The 15410-nt window shown below is 73.2% G+C and carries 12 protein-coding genes and 1 pseudogene; 10 read left to right on the plus strand and 3 right to left on the minus strand.

Features of this window, described 5'->3' with window-relative positions:
* Positions 1-280: 280 nt before the first annotated feature.
* Both OVN18_RS11020 and OVN18_RS11025 read right to left on the minus strand, forming a co-directional pair.
* The gene (locus OVN18_RS11020) at positions 281-886 is read right to left on the minus strand and encodes a P-loop NTPase family protein (protein ID WP_267780830.1); all 606 of its coding nucleotides are present in this window, start codon (positions 884-886) and stop codon (positions 281-283) included.
* A gap of 397 nt (positions 887-1283) precedes the next feature.
* Positions 1284-1937 (minus strand): annotated as a pseudogene (locus OVN18_RS11025) (trimeric intracellular cation channel family protein); the annotation flags it as partial.
* Between the two features lie 124 nt (positions 1938-2061).
* Here OVN18_RS11025 and OVN18_RS11030 point away from each other — a divergent pair.
* The 9 genes from OVN18_RS11030 to OVN18_RS11075 all read left to right on the plus strand — a co-directional run bounded on the left by OVN18_RS11030 (position 2062) and on the right by OVN18_RS11075 (position 13168).
* The gene (locus OVN18_RS11030) at positions 2062-2754 is read left to right on the plus strand and encodes an NUDIX hydrolase (protein WP_267780831.1); all 693 of its coding nucleotides are present in this window, start codon (positions 2062-2064) and stop codon (positions 2752-2754) included.
* Entirely contained in the window at positions 2751-4025 is a 1275-nt protein-coding gene (gene nadA / locus OVN18_RS11035; protein ID WP_267780832.1) for a quinolinate synthase NadA, read from the plus strand. The genes OVN18_RS11030 and nadA overlap by 4 nt, the downstream gene beginning before the upstream one ends.
* An 8-nt stretch (positions 4026-4033) precedes the next feature.
* On the plus strand, positions 4034-6709 hold the full coding sequence (nadB, locus tag OVN18_RS13160; protein ID WP_324287778.1) for an L-aspartate oxidase: 2676 nt from the start codon (positions 4034-4036) through the stop codon (positions 6707-6709).
* 8 nt (positions 6710-6717) lie between these two features.
* Positions 6718-7881, plus strand: coding sequence for a cysteine desulfurase family protein (locus OVN18_RS11050; RefSeq protein WP_267783018.1), 1164 nt, complete (start codon positions 6718-6720; stop codon positions 7879-7881).
* A 129-nt stretch (positions 7882-8010) separates the two neighbouring features.
* A complete protein-coding gene (recO, locus tag OVN18_RS11055; RefSeq protein ID WP_267780834.1) occupies positions 8011-8796 on the plus strand; it encodes a DNA repair protein RecO in 786 nt (261 codons plus the stop codon).
* Positions 8797-8885: 89 nt separating this feature from the next.
* On the plus strand, positions 8886-9734 hold the full coding sequence (locus OVN18_RS11060) for an isoprenyl transferase (protein ID WP_267783020.1): 849 nt from the start codon (positions 8886-8888) through the stop codon (positions 9732-9734).
* A gap of 82 nt (positions 9735-9816) precedes the next feature.
* Positions 9817-11202, plus strand: a complete 1386-nt coding sequence (locus tag OVN18_RS11065; protein ID WP_267780835.1) for a glycine--tRNA ligase — start codon at positions 9817-9819, stop codon at positions 11200-11202.
* 347 nt (positions 11203-11549) lie between these two features.
* Positions 11550-12485: a hypothetical protein gene (locus OVN18_RS11070; RefSeq protein WP_267780837.1), complete on the plus strand. Its 936-nt coding sequence runs from the start codon at positions 11550-11552 to the stop codon at positions 12483-12485.
* The gene (locus OVN18_RS11075; protein ID WP_267780838.1) at positions 12482-13168 is read left to right on the plus strand and encodes a DsbA family oxidoreductase; all 687 of its coding nucleotides are present in this window, start codon (positions 12482-12484) and stop codon (positions 13166-13168) included. The genes OVN18_RS11070 and OVN18_RS11075 overlap by 4 nt, the downstream gene beginning before the upstream one ends.
* Before the next feature lie 478 nt (positions 13169-13646).
* On the opposite strand, the gene OVN18_RS11080 is transcribed toward OVN18_RS11075, so the two are convergent.
* Entirely contained in the window at positions 13647-14126 is a 480-nt protein-coding gene (locus OVN18_RS11080; protein ID WP_267780840.1) for an aminoacyl-tRNA deacylase, read from the minus strand.
* 82 nt (positions 14127-14208) lie between these two features.
* Here OVN18_RS11080 and dusB point away from each other — a divergent pair, with 82 nt between their 5' ends.
* Positions 14209-15402 carry a tRNA dihydrouridine synthase DusB gene (gene dusB, locus OVN18_RS11085; protein ID WP_267780842.1) on the plus strand — a complete coding sequence of 398 codons (1194 nt, stop codon included), beginning with the start codon at positions 14209-14211 and terminating at the stop codon, positions 15400-15402.
* Positions 15403-15410: the final 8 nt, after the last annotated feature.

Genomic DNA, 15410 nt, shown 5'->3' on the forward strand with positions numbered 1-15410 from the left:
GTGGCGGCAGCCCGCGCCGGTGCCCGGTCGGGTGTGCCGGCGATCGGCGCCCGCCCGCGTCCGCGGCCGGTGTCCACACTCGTAACGCCCCGGCTCCGCCACCGTCCTCCCGCGCGTGGGTCGGTATTTGCGCGCGCCCGCTAGTCGTTGCCCGCGCTCGGTCCCGAACGTCCGCACCCCGAGTCGCCCCGCACCCGTGCCCCCGCGTCGACAACTCAGGAGTTCCTGCCGCACGCGACCCGGCGAGTCGCGAACCGTCGCGGTCGCGCCCGGGCGCGCGTCAGCGATCTCCTGAGTTGTTGACGAGCGGCTCCGGATCGAGCGCGCGCAGAAGCCGTCTGGCATCCCGCCGCCAGCGGAGTCGGATCACCTCGACGTGCGGCGCGGTCGTTCTCAGTGCGGCGATCATCGGCGCGTACTTCCGACGCGTGGCGATCGACCAGCGGATCACGCCCTCGCGGTTCAGGACGGCATGACGGAGACCCGGCTCGACGTTGCCGTTCCAGAGCTTCTCGCGCCGGCGGCGGCGTCGGGCCGTGCGCCGCACGACGCGGGCCAGTACGAGCGGGAAGGGGAGGTCGAGCCAGATGAGCACCGTGGCCCGGGCGACGACGAGGTCGCGCGCGCGGCGGTACTGCCATTCGGTGATCCAGCTGTCGGTGGCGACGAACGACCTCACGTCGTCGAGGAACTCCGGGCGCGGCGTCCATCCCGCACCCCAGTGCAGCGCGTCGATCTCGACATGCCGGATGCCCGTCCGCGCGCCGATCGCCCGAGCGAGCGTCGTCTTGCCCGCGCCGGATACCCCCGCGACGACGACCCGCGCGCCCTCGGCCTGCACCGCGGCGATCACCCCCGGAGGGATGCGGGCGGAGCGGGAGGGCACCCATCAGACCGTAGGTGAGAACCATTGTCCTGTCGACAACTCAGGAGATCCCTCGGACGCCCGGCGCGCGGCCGCCGCGAACCCGGGGATGCTCGAACGCGCTCGGGTCGGAACTCCTGAGTTGTCGACGCGTGCCGCGCGGGAGCGCGCGGCGCCTGTCGCCGCGACGGCCAGATGCGGCAGTCGCTCAGCGCCGGCTGCGGCTCGCCCCCGGGATGGGCGAGCGGCGCCGCCCGCGCGCGGGCTCGGGGGCGGGTCGCACGATCCGGATCGCGCCCGTGCGCGCCCGCTCGACGAGACCGACCGGCTCGTCCTGCTGCTGCACGGGGATCGAGCTGGTCGGGTGCAGGTGGATGACGCCCGTCGCGGTCGACACGGTGCGCCGACGCGCGAGACGCGGGCGGGGGATGCGCGGCAGCCGTTCGATGCGCCGCTGCTCCGGCAGCGACCAGCCGAAGAGCACCGACAGGATGCGCACGCCGAAGGTCACCACGACGCAGATGCCCGCGGCGATGAAGACGGGCACCTCGAACGCGAGCAGCACGGTGAGCACGATCGTGCCGCCCGCGGCCGCGAGGGCGTAGAGCGATCCGACGTGCATGAGCGCGATGGGCATGGTGAGGAGGAGGTCGCGCAGGATCGATCCGCCCACCGCCGCGAGAACCCCCACGAAGACGGCGGCGACCGGGGGCAGCCCGAGGGCGAGCGCCTTGGTGGTGCCGATCGCGCCGAAGAGGCCGAGCGTCAGGGCGTCGAGACCCGTGATGAGCATGCTGAGGCGGGAGAAGAGGCGCTCGAGGAGCATCCCGAGCAGCGCCGCGGCGGTCGCGACGAGCAGGTACCAGTTGCTGGCGAGCGGGGCGAGCGGTTCGGCCAGCAGGATGTCGCGCAGGATTCCGCCGCCGAAGCCGGTCGCGATGCCGATGATGGCGACGCCGAGCAGGTCGAGTCGGCGGTCGCGGAACTGCGCCGCGAACAGCGCGCCCTGGAGCGCCCCGATGCCGACGGCGAGCAGGTCGGCCCACAGGGGGATCACGAACAGGGCGGTCACGGGGCCAGTCTGCCAGTCCGCTGGGCCAGTTCATGTGCGGGTGACCTGAACTGGTAGCATCAGTTCTTGTCGGAGTGACTTTAACCCGACGTGAACGACCCCGAGGGGTGCGGAGGAGGCGGCGATGACGAGCAGCGCATCCATCAGCCTCGCCGTCTCGACGGTGATCTTCGCCCTGCGCACCGACGAGCGCGGCGTGTCGAGCGTGTGGCTGCCGCTCGTGCGCCGCATCCGCGAGCCGCACCTCGACTGCTGGGCGCTGCCCGGCGGGCCGGTCGACGCGGCCGAGAGCCTCGAGTCCTCCGCGCGGCGCAACCTGCTCGAGACCACGCAGCTCGAGCCCGCCTACCTCGAGCAGCTCTACGCCTTCGGCGACGTCGACCGATCTCCCGACCGCCGTGTCGTCTCGATCGTCTACTGGGCGCTCGTGCGGGCCGACGAGGCCGAGCGGGTGACGGCGGGCGAGAACGTGCGCTGGTTCGCGGCGGATGCCCTGCCCGAGCTCGCCTTCGACCACAACGTCATCGTCGACTACGCCCTGTGGCGACTGCGCACCAAGATGGAGTACTCGCGCATCGCCCAGGCGTTCCTCGGCGATCAGTTCACCCTCGCCGAGCTGCGCGGGGTGTACGAGGCCGTGCTGCAGAAGCCGCTCGACCCCGCGAACTTCCGCCGGCAGATGGAGTCGTCGGGCGACGTCGTCGCCACCGACGAGGTCGTCACCGGCGGCCGCCACCGCCCTCCCCGCCTGTATCGATACGTCGGCGACGTGCAGCTCGTCGACGCCGGCCCGCTCACCCCGAGGATCCCCGCATGACCACGCTCGACATGACCATCCGCGCCATCACGAACGGCGAGGCGCCCGGCGACACGTGCACGCCCGACCTCGCGAAGGGCCCGTGGGAGTTCGACGGCGTGCCCGGCTACGGCCCCGGCTCGTCGATGTTCGACGTCATCCCGACCGGCTCGCCCCGGCAGGGCGGCCTGCCTCGCGAGTACCAGGATGCTCCCGCCGAGGAGCTGCGTCAGCGCATCGTCGCCGCGAAGCAGACCCTCGGCGACCGCCTCGTCGTGCTCGGGCACTTCTACCAGCGCGACGAGGTCGTAGAGCACGCCGACTTCCTCGGCGACTCGTTCCAGCTCGCGAACGCCGCCCTCACGAAGCCCGATGCCGAGTACATCGTGTTCTGCGGCGTGCACTTCATGGCCGAGACGGCCGACATCCTCGCCCGCCCCGAGCAGAAGGTGATCCTGCCGAACCTCGCCGCGGGATGCTCGATGGCCGACATGGCCGACATCGACTCCGTCATGGCGGCGTGGGAGGAGCTCGAGGCCGTCTACGGCACCGAGCCCGACGCCGAGGGCCGCGTGCCGATCATCCCCGTCACGTACATGAACTCCTCCGCCGCGCTCAAGGCGTTCTGCGGCGAGCGCGGCGGAATCGTCTGCACCTCCTCGAACGCGAAGACCGTGCTCGAGTGGGCCTTCGAGCGCGGGCAGCGCGTGCTGTTCTTCCCCGACCAGCACCTCGGGCGCAACACGGCCAAGGCGATGGGCGTGCCGACCGAGCTCATGCCGATGTGGAACCCGCGCAAAGCGCTCGGCGGCTCCACCCGCCAAGAGCTCATGGACGCGAAGGTCGTGCTCTGGCACGGCTTCTGCAGCGTGCACAAGCGGTTCACGGTGGGGCAGATCGAGCAGGCTCGGGCGCAGCATCCCGGTGTTCGCGTCATCGTGCACCCGGAGTGCCCGATGGCTGTCGTGGACGCCGCCGACGAGGCCGGATCGACCGACTACATCCGCCGCGCGGTGGCGGGGGCGACCGAGCCGACGACCTTCGCGATCGGCACCGAGATCAACATGGTGAACCGGCTCGCGGCCGAGTTCCCGCAGCACACGATCTTCTGCCTCGACCCCGTCATCTGCCCCTGCTCGACGATGTACCGCATCCACCCCGGCTACCTCGCCTGGGTGCTCGAGGAGCTCGTCGCCGGCCGCGTCGTCAACAGCATCGAGGTCGACGAGCGCGTGCAGTCGGGCGCCCGCGTCGCCCTCGAGCGCATGCTCGCCGCGAAGCCGCGCGACTGAGGCCCGGCATGCGCGTCATCGTCGTGGGCAGCGGGCTCGCGGGTCAGCTCGCGGCTCTGCGGGTGGCCGACGGGTCGCCGTCGACGACTCAGGAGATCGTGCTCCTCACGGGCGGGGTCCTGCCGTCGGGCTCCAGCCTCTGGGCGCAGGGCGGGCTCGCGGCGGCGACCGGCGCCGACGATTCTCCTGAATTGCACACCGCCGACACGATCGCCGCCGGCGCGGGGCTCACCGACCCGGCCGTCGCGGCGACCCTGTGCGCCGACGGTCCAGCCGCCGTCGCCGAGCTCATCGCCCGCGGGGTCGAGTTCGACCGCGACGCCGACGGGGAGCTCGCCCGCGGCCTCGAGGCGGCGCACTCCCGACCCCGGGTCCTGCACGCCGGCGGCGACGCGACCGGTTCGGTCATCGTGACGGCTCTGAGCGAGCGCCTGCGCGAGAGCCGCGTGATCGTGCGCGAGCGCACTCTCGTCACGCGCATCCTCGTGACGGACGGGCGCGCGACGGGCGTCGAGATCGACGGGCCGGAGGGGATCAGCGAGCTCGCCGCCGATGCGGTCGTGCTCGCCACAGGGGGAGCGGGCGCGCTCTACCCGCACACGACCAACCCCGCGACCTCCATCGGGTCGGGCATCGTGCTGGCCTACCGGGCGGGTGCGGCGGTCGCCGACCTCGAGTTCGTGCAGTTCCACCCCACCGTGCTCGTCGGGGGCGGCCTCGTCTCCGAGGCCGTGCGGGGCGAGGGCGCCGTGCTGCGCGACGAGTCCGGGCGGCGGTTCATGCTCGACGTGGATGCCCGCGCCGAGCTCGCCCCCCGCGACATCGTCGCCCGCGCCATCGCCGACGCCATGGCCGCGCAGGGCGGCAGGCCCGTGCATCTCGACGCCACCGGGCTCGGAGGCGCGAGCGCCCTCGCCGCGCGCTTCCCCACGATCGACCGGCTCGTACGGCGCCTCGGCATCGACTGGGCGACCGAGCCCGTACCGGTGACGCCGGCCGCGCACTACGCGATGGGTGGGGTGCTCGCCGACCTCGACGGCCGCACGACCGTGCCCGGCCTCTTCGCGATCGGCGAGACGGCGGCGACCGGCGTGCACGGCGCGAACCGTCTCGCCTCGAACTCGCTGCTCGAGGCCGCCGTCTCGGCCATGCGCTGCGCGGCGCTGCTGCAGCAGGAGCCGGACCGCTGGGGCGCGTCTCTCGCCGTCCCCGCCTCCGAGTCGCCGTCCCGGCGTGCGTCGTCGCCCGTCGCCGTCGAGTCCGTGTCGATAACTCAGGAGATCCCCACCCTGCTGGCAGCCGCGACATCCGCACCCGATGTCCTCGCCGACGGGCTCTTGCCGATCACGGGGGAGGAGGTGCGCGAGCTCGCCTGGCAGCACCTCGGGCTCGTCCGTGACGGGCTCTCCCTGATCTCGCTCGGTCAGCGTCTGGCGGATTCCCGGCCCTCGGACGCCCTCGCCCGCACCCTGCTGCCCCTGGCGCGCCTCGTGACGGCAGCAGCCCTGGCGCGCGAGGAGTCGCGCGGCGCGCATGCTCGGTCCGACGCCCCCGCGCCGGATCCTGCTGCTCGACTGCGACGGGCCTGGACGCGCGCGACGCCGGCATCTCCTGAGTTGTCGACAGCGCGCGCAGCCGCGATGCTGCCGTCCGCTGCGGAGGGGGAGCACCCCGCCGCGCCCGCAGCAGCTGCGCCCACCCAAGCCGCCGGGCGCCCCGCTGCCTCCAGCCCCGCCGCCTCCAGCCTCGCCGCCTCCGCTTCGGCGGCACCCGCCCCCTCGACCCCCGCAGGAGCCCCCCGCATGACCGACGCCCGCACCCCCGGCGAGTTCGACCCGCCGCGCCCCGCCGTCGAGGCGATCGTCGACCTGGCCCTCGCCGAGGACGCCCCCTGGGGCGACCTCTCCAGCGAGGCCTCCATCCCGGCGTCGGCGCTGGCGACCGCGCGGCTGTCGAGCCGCGTCGACGGGGTGCTCGCGGGCGGGCTCGCGCTCGCGACCGCGTTCCGACGGGCCGACGCCGGCATCGAGGTGCAGATGCTGCTGCCCGACGGTGCGCCGCTGACCCCGGGCGCCGAGGTCGCCGTCGTGCGCGGCCCGGCGCGGGGCATCCTCACCGGAGAGCGCGTCGCGCTCAACCTCGCCCAGCGCCTCTCCGGGGTCGCGACCCTCACGCGCGCTTACGTCGACGCCGTCGCCGGCACCCCTGCGCGCATCGTCGACACCCGCAAGACCACGCCGGGCCTGCGCGTGCTCGAGAAGGCCGCCGTGCGCGCAGGCGGGGCGCACAACCACCGCCACTCGCTCTCCGACGCCGTCATGCTCAAGGACAACCACCTCGCCGTGCTCGCCGCGGAGGGGCTCGGCATCGCCGAGGCGATCCGCACGGTGCGCAGCCGCATCCCGCACACCACCACGCTCGAGGTCGAGGTCGACCGTATCGACCAGATCGAGGCCGTGCTCGACGGCGGCGCCGACATCGTCCTGCTCGACAACTTCGCGCTCGCCGACCTCGTCGCCGCCGTGGCGCTGATCGACGGCCGGGCGCTCGTCGAGGCCAGCGGGGGAGTGAGCCTCGACACCGTGCGCGCGATCGCCGAGACCGGCGTCGACATCATCTCGGTCGGGGCGCTCACCCACTCCGCGCCCGCGCTCGATCTCGGGCTCGACATCTCGGTGCGATGACCGACCGGCTGATCGACCTCGACCAGTCGGCGACGACGGCCGTGCGCCGCGCCGTGCTCGAGGCGATGTGGCCGCACCTGACCGGCGGCTACGGCAACCCGTCGAGCACGCACGCCCTCGGGCGGGCGGCCGCGACGGCGCTGCAGGATGCCCGCGCGCGCGTCGCGGCCCGCTGCGGGGTCCGTCCGGCGCAGGTGGTGTTCACCAGCGGCGGCACGGAGGCCGACAACCTCGCCGTGATCGGCTTGACCCTCGGAAGCATCAGAGCCGGCCGCGACCGCCACATCATCGTGGGGGCCGTCGAGCACGAGGCCGTGCTCGAGGCCGCCGACCACCTGCGCCGCTGGCACGAGGTCGAGGTCACGATCGCTCCCGTCGACAACTCAGGAGAAGTCGACGTCGAGGCCGTGCGTGCCGCCCTCCGACCGGGCACGGCTCTCGTGAGCGTGCAGCACGCCAACAACGAGGTGGGCACCCTGCAGCCCGTGCGGGCACTGGGCGAGGCGGCCCACGCGGTCGGTGCGCTGCTGCACGTCGACGCCGTGCAGACCGCGGGCTGGGTGCCGCTTGACCCGGCGAGAACTCCTGAGTTGTCGACGGCCGACGCGATCAGCATCAGCGGTCACAAGCTCGGGGCCCCCAAAGGCGTCGGCGCCCTCGTCCTGCGAACGAGCGCGCCCCTCGAGCCGCTCGTGCACGGCGGCGGCCAGGAGCGCGACCGCCGCTCCGGCACCGAGAACGTCGCCGGGGCGGTGGGTCTCGCGACGGCGCTCGAGCTCGCCGAGGCCGAGCGCGATCCCGGCACCGTGAGCACCGTCGCCGCCCGCCGCGACCGCTTCATCGCCGCGGTGCTCGCGGCGGTGCCCGAGGCCCGCCTCACCGGCCACCCCGAGCGGCGGCTGCCCGGCCACGCCTCCTTCGTGGTCGACGGACTCGGCGGTGAGCCGCTGCTCATCGCCCTCGACGACCGCGGCATCATCTGCTCGAGCGGGTCGGCCTGCGCCGCCGGCCGCGACGACCCCTCGCCGGTGCTGCTCGCGATGGGGTACGACCCCGACCTCGCTCGCACGGCGCTGCGCTTCAGCTTCGGAGCGGAGACGAGCGACGCCGACCTCAACACGGCGGTCGCGGCGCTGCAGGACTCCGCCGCCGGGCTGCGCGCGCTGCGCTGACTGCGCGCCCTGCGCTGGCCGCGCTGGCTGCGGACGCTGCGCCGTCCGAGCGCCGTGCGCTGACCGGGCGCCCTGCGCGGGCAGCGCGCCCTCCAGCGCCCGCCCCGTCTCCCGCGCGATACTGGTCACGTGCCCACCTATCGAGACGAAGCCGTCGTGCTGCGCACCCACAAGCTGGGTGAGGCCGACCGCATCGTGACGATGCTGAGCCGCCAGCACGGCAAGATCCGCGCCGTGGCCAAGGGCGTGCGCCGCACCGGCAGCCGGTTCGGATCCCGCCTCGAGCCGTTCATGGTCGCCGACGTGCAGCTCTACCAGGGGCGCAGCCTCGACATCGTGCAGCAGGCCGAGTCGCTCGGCGCGTACGGCGAGGACATCGTGAGCGACTACGGCCGGTACACGGCCGCGAGCGTCATGGTCGAGACGGCCGATCGCGTGACGGGCGACGACGGCGGGGGCATCCAGCAGTACCTGCTGCTCGTCGGAGCCCTGCGCTCGCTCTCGCGCGGCGAGCACGACCCGAGCCTCACGCTCGACTCGTACCTGCTGCGGTCGCTCTCGATCGCGGGATGGGCGCCGAGCTTCGGCGACTGCGCCGTGACCGGCGCGCCCGGCCCGCACCGGTCGTTCGTGGTGCAGCTGGGCGGCATGGTCGCCGACGAGGCCGCCCCGCCGGGGGCGCCGAGGGTGAGCCCGCCCGCCCTCGCGCTGCTCTCCGCGCTCATGACGGGCGACTGGGACGTCGCCGACGCGAGCGAGGAGCGCCCGCGGCAGCAGGCGAGCGGCATCATCGCCGCCTACGCGCAGTTCCACTTGGAGCGCGGCCTGCGCTCGCTGCCGCACGTCGACCGCGATGCCCGTGCGAGCATCCCCGTGCACCCGGCCGACGATCTCGCGATCGGCAGCACGGCGTGAGCGGCGCGCAGCGCGACGAGGGCCGGCCGGCGCCGCGCACGAGCGGCCGCGAGCGCCGCGCGGCCCGCAGGGCCGAGGTCGCCGAGCCGCTGCGTCCGATCGACTGGACGGGCGAGCGTCCCCCCGCCGTCGCGGCCGCCGCCGTGCCGAAGCACGTCGCGATCGTCATGGACGGCAACGGCCGCTGGGCCAACCTCAAGGGCCTCACCCGCATCGAGGGGCACCGCGCGGGCGAGGCGAGCCTGCTCGACGTCGTCGCCGGCGCCATCCAGCTCGGGGTCACGCACCTCAGCGTCTACGCCTTCTCGACCGAGAACTGGAGCCGCAGCCCCGAGGAGGTGCGGTTCCTCATGGGCTTCAACCGCGAGGTGCTGCGCCGCCGCCGCGACCAGCTCGACGCGTGGAACGTGCGCATCCGCTGGTCGGGGCGCCGCCCGCGGCTGTGGCGCAGCGTCGTCTCCGAGCTCGAGGAGGCCGAGCGCCGAACCGCCGGCAACACCGGCCTCACCCTCACGATGTGCGTCAACTACGGCGGCCGGATCGAACTGGTGGATGCCGTGCGCCGCATCGCCGAGGAGGCCGCGGCCGGCCGCATTGCCCCGAACCGCATCACCGAGCGCACGATCGGCGCCCACCTCTACGAGCCCGACGCCCCCGACGTGGATCTCTTCGTGCGGTCGAGCGGCGAGCAGCGCACGAGCAACTTCCTGCTCTGGCAGAGCGCCTACGCCGAGATGGTGTTCCTCGACACGCTGTGGCCCGACTTCCGCCGTCGGCACCTGTGGGCGGCGATCGAGTCGTACGCGGGGCGCGACCGGCGCTTCGGGGGAGCCGTCGACAAGCCCGTCGCCGAGCCCGGCGCCGATTCTCTCGGCGAGCGCGGCGCGCCCGTCGACCGCGCGGCGGGCGTCGCCGCCGAGCCCGCGCCGGGGGAGTAGCCGACCCGCGGCTCACTAGACTGGGCCCTTGCGCGACCGGCGCCGAGCATCCAGTTCGGCCGACCCCTCAAGGAGACCCACAGTGGCAGCCCCGACCCGACTCGACTCGGTCATCTCCCTCGCCAAGCGGCGCGGATTCGTGTTCCAGGCCGGTGAGATCTACGGCGGATCGCGCTCCGCGTGGGACTACGGGCCCCTCGGCGTCGAGCTCAAGGAGAACATCAAGCGCCAGTGGTGGCGCACGATGGTGCAGGGCCGCGCCGACGTCGTGGGCCTCGACTCGAGCGTCATCCTGCCGAAGAAGGTCTGGGAGGCCTCGGGCCACGTCGACGTCTTCAGCGACCCCCTGGTCGAGTGCCTGCAGTGCCACAAGCGCTACCGGGCCGACCACCTCGAGGAGGAGTACGAGGAGAAGAAGGGCCGCGCCCCCGAGAACGGCCTCGCCGACATCGTCTGCACCAACTGCGGCACCCGCGGCCAGTGGAGCGCGCCGCGCGAGTTCAGCGGCCTGCTCAAGACCTACCTCGGCCCCGTCGACGACGAATCCGGGATGCACTACCTGCGCCCCGAAACGGCCCAGGGCATCTTCGTGAACTTCGTCAACGTGCTCGGCGCCTCGCGGCAGAAGCCTCCCTTCGGCATCGGGCAGATCGGCAAGTCGTTCCGCAACGAGATCACGCCGGGCAACTTCATCTTCCGCACGCGCGAGTTCGAGCAGATGGAGCTCGAGTTCTTCGTCGAGCCGGGCACGGACGAGGAATGGCACCAGTACTGGATCGACCTCTCGCAGAAGTGGTACAGCGATCTCGGAATCGACCCCGAGAACATCCGGCAGTACGAGCACCCCGCTGAGAAGCTGTCGCACTACTCCAAGCGAACCGTCGACCTGGAGTACCGCTTCGGCTTCGCCGGCAGCGAGTGGGGCGAGCTCATGGGCGTCGCGAACCGCACCGATTTCGACCTGTCGACCCACGCGGCCGCCTCGGGCACCGACCTGTCGTACTTCGACCAGGCCAAGAACGAGCGCTGGGTGCCGTACGTCATCGAGCCGGCCTTCGGTCTCACGCGCGCGCTCATGGCGTTCCTGCTCGACGCCTACTACGAGGACGAGGCGCCCAACACGAAGGGCGGCGTCGACAAGCGCACCGTGCTGCGGCTCGACCGCCGTCTCGCGCCGGTCAAGGCCGCCGTGCTGCCGCTCTCGCGCAACGAGCAGCTCTCGCCCGTCGCGCGCGAGCTCGCGGCCACGCTGCGCCAGCACTGGAACGTCGACTTCGACGACGCCGGGGCCATCGGTCGCCGCTACCGCCGGCAGGACGAGATCGGCACGCCGTTCGCCATCACCGTCGACTTCGACACCCTCGAGGATCAGGCGGTGACGGTGCGCGAGCGCGACAGCATGGAGCAGCAGCGCATCCCGCTGGCGAAGCTCGAGGGCTTCCTCGCGGCGGAGCTGCTCGGGGCCTGAGCGCGCCGCCGCCGCTCGGCGCCTGAGCGCGGCGCCGCCGGACGGTCCGCGCCCGCCCGGGCGCCCTCCCGCCAGCGCCCGTCCGCGCTCGCCCGGCCGCGCCCGCCCGCCCGCCCGCGCCCGGCCTCATCCGCCCTCGCACCCGTCGACAACTCAGGAGTCCGCGCGCTTTCACCCGCCTTGTGGCCGGTTCGAAGCGGTTATGCGGCCCGATTTCCTGAGTTGTCGACGGCGACAGGCGGATACCGCCCGTTTACGGGTCCTCCCGACGATCATCGGAGCGGGATCGTTCCCCGCCCGGTCCGGGTCCGCCCGTCTCGCACGGCCGGTCGTTGCACACTCCGTGCATGCACCCGCTCATCGCCGCGATCGTCGAGGTCGGGGGTGCCGCGGGGCGTCGGCATCTCACCGATCGGGGTTTCACCGATCGCGAGCTCCGGGCCGCGGTGCGCGCCGGCGTCATCCAGCGCGCCCGGCGCGGCTGGTACACGGTCTGGCCGCGGGGCGACAGCCGTTTCGCCGCGCTGAGGCTCGGCGGCCGGCTCACCGGCCTCGCGGCGATCGAGGCGCTCGGCGGCTGGGTGCTCCGCCCGCCGCGGCTCGAGGTGGCCGTCCCCCGCAACGCCTCCCGTCTCCGCGACCCGCACCGCCGTCGACCGCTCCGGGATCGGTCGCGCCGCGGCGTCACCGTCCACTGGGTCGCGCAGGCGCACGATCGGGACACGAGCTCGGGCATCGTGCCCGTCGCCGAGGCGCTGCGGGTGGTGATCCGCGAGGAGACGCGGGAGGTCGCCATCGCGGCGGTCGATTGGGCCCTGCGCACCGGCGCGCTCGACCATGACGGCCTGGCCGCACTCGCGCGCAGCATCCCCCGCCCCCTCGTGCCGCGTCTGCGCGAGGCCGACGCGCTCTGCGATTCGCTGCCCGAGAGCCTCGCACGATCGCGGCTGCGAGCGGCGGGTCTGCAGGTGCGATCCCAGGTCGAGGTGGAGGGCGCCGGCCCGATCGACCTCGTCATCGAGGGTGTCGTCGCGCTCGAAGTGGACGGTGATCGTTTCCACCGTGATCGCTTCGAGCAGGACCGCGCGAAGGACCTCGTCATCACCGCGGCGGGGATGCACGTCCTCCGCCCGAGCGCCCGGCACGTCTTCGACGACTGGAGCGCGGTGGTGCGGGCGGTCCGCCGAGCGCTGCGCGAGCGGGTCGCGCTGCCGCCCGGTCAGGATCGACCTGTCCGCCTCCGACGGAATACTCGCGCGCGTTCAGCGTTGCCCTCTGCATGAGCTCTCCCATCAGCGTGCAGATCTTCTCCGACGTCCAGTGCCCATGGTGCTACATCGGCAAGCGCAAGTTCGAGGCGGCGGTGGCCGAGTTCGACGGCGAGGTGGACGTGGTCTACCGCTCGTTCGAGCTGGCACCCGATACCCCCGTCGACTACGAGGGCTCGACGGTCGACTACCTCAGCGAGCGCAAGGGACTGCCGGTCGACCAGGTTCATCAGATGCTGGATCGCGTCACGCAGATCGCCGCGAACGTCGGTCTGGAGTACGACTTCGAGCACGTCCACCAGACGAACACGGTGCTCGCCCATGAGCTGCTGCACTTCGCGAAGGCGAACGGGCTGCAGCTCGAGCTGAAGGAGCGCCTCCTGCGCGCCTACTTCGTCGAGGGTCGGCACGTCGGCCGAGCGGAGGAGCTCGCCGACCTCGCGGCCGAGGTGGGGCTCGATCGGGATGCCGCTGCCGAGTCGCTCGCCGACCACCGCTACCTCGCCGACGTCAAGGCCGACATGGCGCAGGCCGTCGCGTACGGCATCCAGGGCGTGCCGTTCTTCGTCATCGACGACCGCTACGGGATCTCCGGCGCCCAGGAGCCGGAAGCCTTTCTCGGAGCCCTGCGGCAGGCCGCCGCCGAGCGATCCGGCGAGAGCACCGGTGCCGAGGTCGACGCGGGGCGGGGCGCGTGAGCGGCCAGACCGCCGAGACGGCATCCCCGACGTCGCCTCGGCCTTTCGTGATGCTCGGCTCGGCCGACGCCGCCGCGTGCGAGGGCGACGTCTGCGCAGTACCCGCCGCGGACTGAGCGGGGGAGACCCGAGCGCCCTGCGCCGTCCCTGCTTCGTCCCCGCCTGAGACGGTTCACACGCAATCGCCCGGCAGGGTCGAGAGCGGTGAGCGCCCCCTCGCCGTCGACAACTCAGGAAAGATGTCGAGCGGGGGAGGCCTTGTCTCCGTGCGACGGGCACGTCGCGCCCGATCGTCCTGAGTTGTCGACGAACCGCGCCGCAGAGGCAGGTGCGGACTCGACCGCGATGGGAGGGTCGAGGCGAGTTCGGCGCCGAGCCCGCGGCCCGCGCGCAGCGCGAGCCCGAGGCCCGCGCACGGCCCGGGCCTCCGCAGCGCACAGTCCCGGCCTCGGCCGCGCGCGGCTCCGGGCCTCCTGCTCTACGCCGGTTCGGTGATGTCGCCGACGGTCGCGCCGTAGACGGCGAGCAGGGCGTCGGCGTCGACCAGCGCGCTCCGTCCGGGTGCGCCCGCGCCGAGGGCGATGCGGCGGCCGCGGATGCGCTCATCGGCGATGAGCGGCCAGTCCCCGAGCGCGCCGAGCGGGGTGATGGTGCCGCGGGCGTACCCGGTGGCGGCGAGCGCCTGCTCGGCGTGCGGCAGCTGCAGTCGGTTGACGCCCACGAGGGCTCGCAGCGGAGCCCAGGCGATGCGGCGGTCGCCCGGCACCAGCACGAGCAGGAAGCGGTCGTCGGAGCGCTTCACGACCAGCGTCTTGACGAGCGAGCCGAGCTCTATCCCGATGAGCGCAGCAGCCTCCTCGACCGAGCGGGCCTCGGGCCGGTCGATGATCTCGACGTCGAGACCGCGCGCGGCGGCATCGGCGAGTACGCGCTCGGTTCCGGTCGGGCCACGGGTCATGGTGCAGTGCAACGCCCCTGAGTCCCGGCTATTCCGCCCCGATGCGGATGCTCCGCTCCGGTGATGGGAGGATAGGGGCACCATGCCCTCCGCCCTCGATACCGCCGCGCCCGCCGCGCCCGCGCCCACGGCGCCCGCCGCCGCGCCGCTGACGATCGGCCCGCTGCCCCTCAGCGTGCCCGTGGTGCTCGCGCCGATGGCGGGGATCACGAACACGGCCTTCCGCCGCCTGTGCCGCGAGTACGGCGCGGGCCTGTACGTCAGCGAGATGATCACGAGCCGCGCGCTCGTCGAGCGCACGCCCGAGAGCATGCGCCTCATCAAGCACCACGAGAGCGAGACGACGCGCAGCATCCAGCTGTACAGCGTCGATCCGGTCACCGCGGGAGAGGCCGCCGCCTTCCTCGTCGGCGAGGGCCTCGCCGACCACATCGACATGAACTTCGGCTGCCCCGTGCCGAAGGTGACCCGCAAGGGCGGGGGAGCGGCCCTGCCGTGGAAGCTCGAGCACTTCCGCCGGATCGTGGAGGCCACCGTGAAGGCCGCGGGGAGCATCCCGGTGACGGTGAAGATGCGCAAGGGCATCGACGCCGACCACCTCACCTACCTGGAGGCGGCGAAGGCCGCCGAGGGCGCGGGCGTCGCCGCGATCGCGCTGCACGCGCGCACGGCGGCCGAGTTCTACAGCGGCAACGCCGACTGGGATGCGATCGGCACCCTCAAGCAGGCCGTGTCGAGCGTTCCCGTGCTCGGCAACGGCGACATCTGGAGCGCCGAGGACGCGCTGCGCATGGTCGAGCAGTCGGGCTGCGACGGCATCGTCGTCGGCCGCGGCTGCCTCGGGCGTCCGTGGCTGTTCGGCGACCTCGCCTCGGCGTTCACCGGCGGCGGGCTCAAGATCCAGCCCGGGCTCGGCGAGGTGGGCGACGCCTTCCGCCGGCACGCCGAGCTGCTCGTCGACTTCTACGACGACGACGAGGCGCGGGCCTGCCGCGACATTCGCAAGCACGTGGCCTGGTACTTCAAGGGCTACCCCGTCGGCGGCGAGCTGCGCGCGCGTCTCGCGCGCGTCGAGAGCCTCGCGCAGATGGACGACCTGCTCGGTGAGCTCGACCGCGACCAGCCGTACCCGGGTGCTCCCGCCGAGGGCCAGCGCGGCCGCGCCGGAACGCCGAAGAAGCCCTCCCTGCCCCAGAACTGGCTCGCGAGCCGCGAGCTCGACGAGGCCCACCGCGCCGAGGTCACCGCGGCCGAACTGCACCACAGCGGAGGCTGAGCGACGTG

This window comes from Microcella daejeonensis (genome assembly GCF_026625045.1).
GTDB lineage: Bacteria > Actinomycetota > Actinomycetes > Actinomycetales > Microbacteriaceae > Microcella > Microcella daejeonensis.

Excerpts from the sequence above, each read along its gene's own strand:
- OVN18_RS11030 (WP_267780831.1), top strand. The coding sequence starts at position 2,062 with ATGACGAGCAGCGCATCCATCAGCCTCGCCGTCTCGACGGTGATCTTC.
- nadA (WP_267780832.1), top strand. The coding sequence starts at position 2,751 with ATGACCACGCTCGACATGACCATCCGCGCCATCACGAACGGCGAGGCG.
- nadB (WP_324287778.1), top strand. The coding sequence starts at position 4,034 with ATGCGCGTCATCGTCGTGGGCAGCGGGCTCGCGGGTCAGCTCGCGGCT.
- OVN18_RS11070 (WP_267780837.1), top strand. The coding sequence starts at position 11,550 with ATGCACCCGCTCATCGCCGCGATCGTCGAGGTCGGGGGTGCCGCGGGG.
- OVN18_RS11075 (WP_267780838.1), top strand. The coding sequence starts at position 12,482 with ATGAGCTCTCCCATCAGCGTGCAGATCTTCTCCGACGTCCAGTGCCCA.
- OVN18_RS11080 (WP_267780840.1), bottom strand. The coding sequence starts at position 14,126 with ATGACCCGTGGCCCGACCGGAACCGAGCGCGTACTCGCCGATGCCGCC.
- dusB (WP_267780842.1), top strand. The coding sequence starts at position 14,209 with ATGCCCTCCGCCCTCGATACCGCCGCGCCCGCCGCGCCCGCGCCCACG.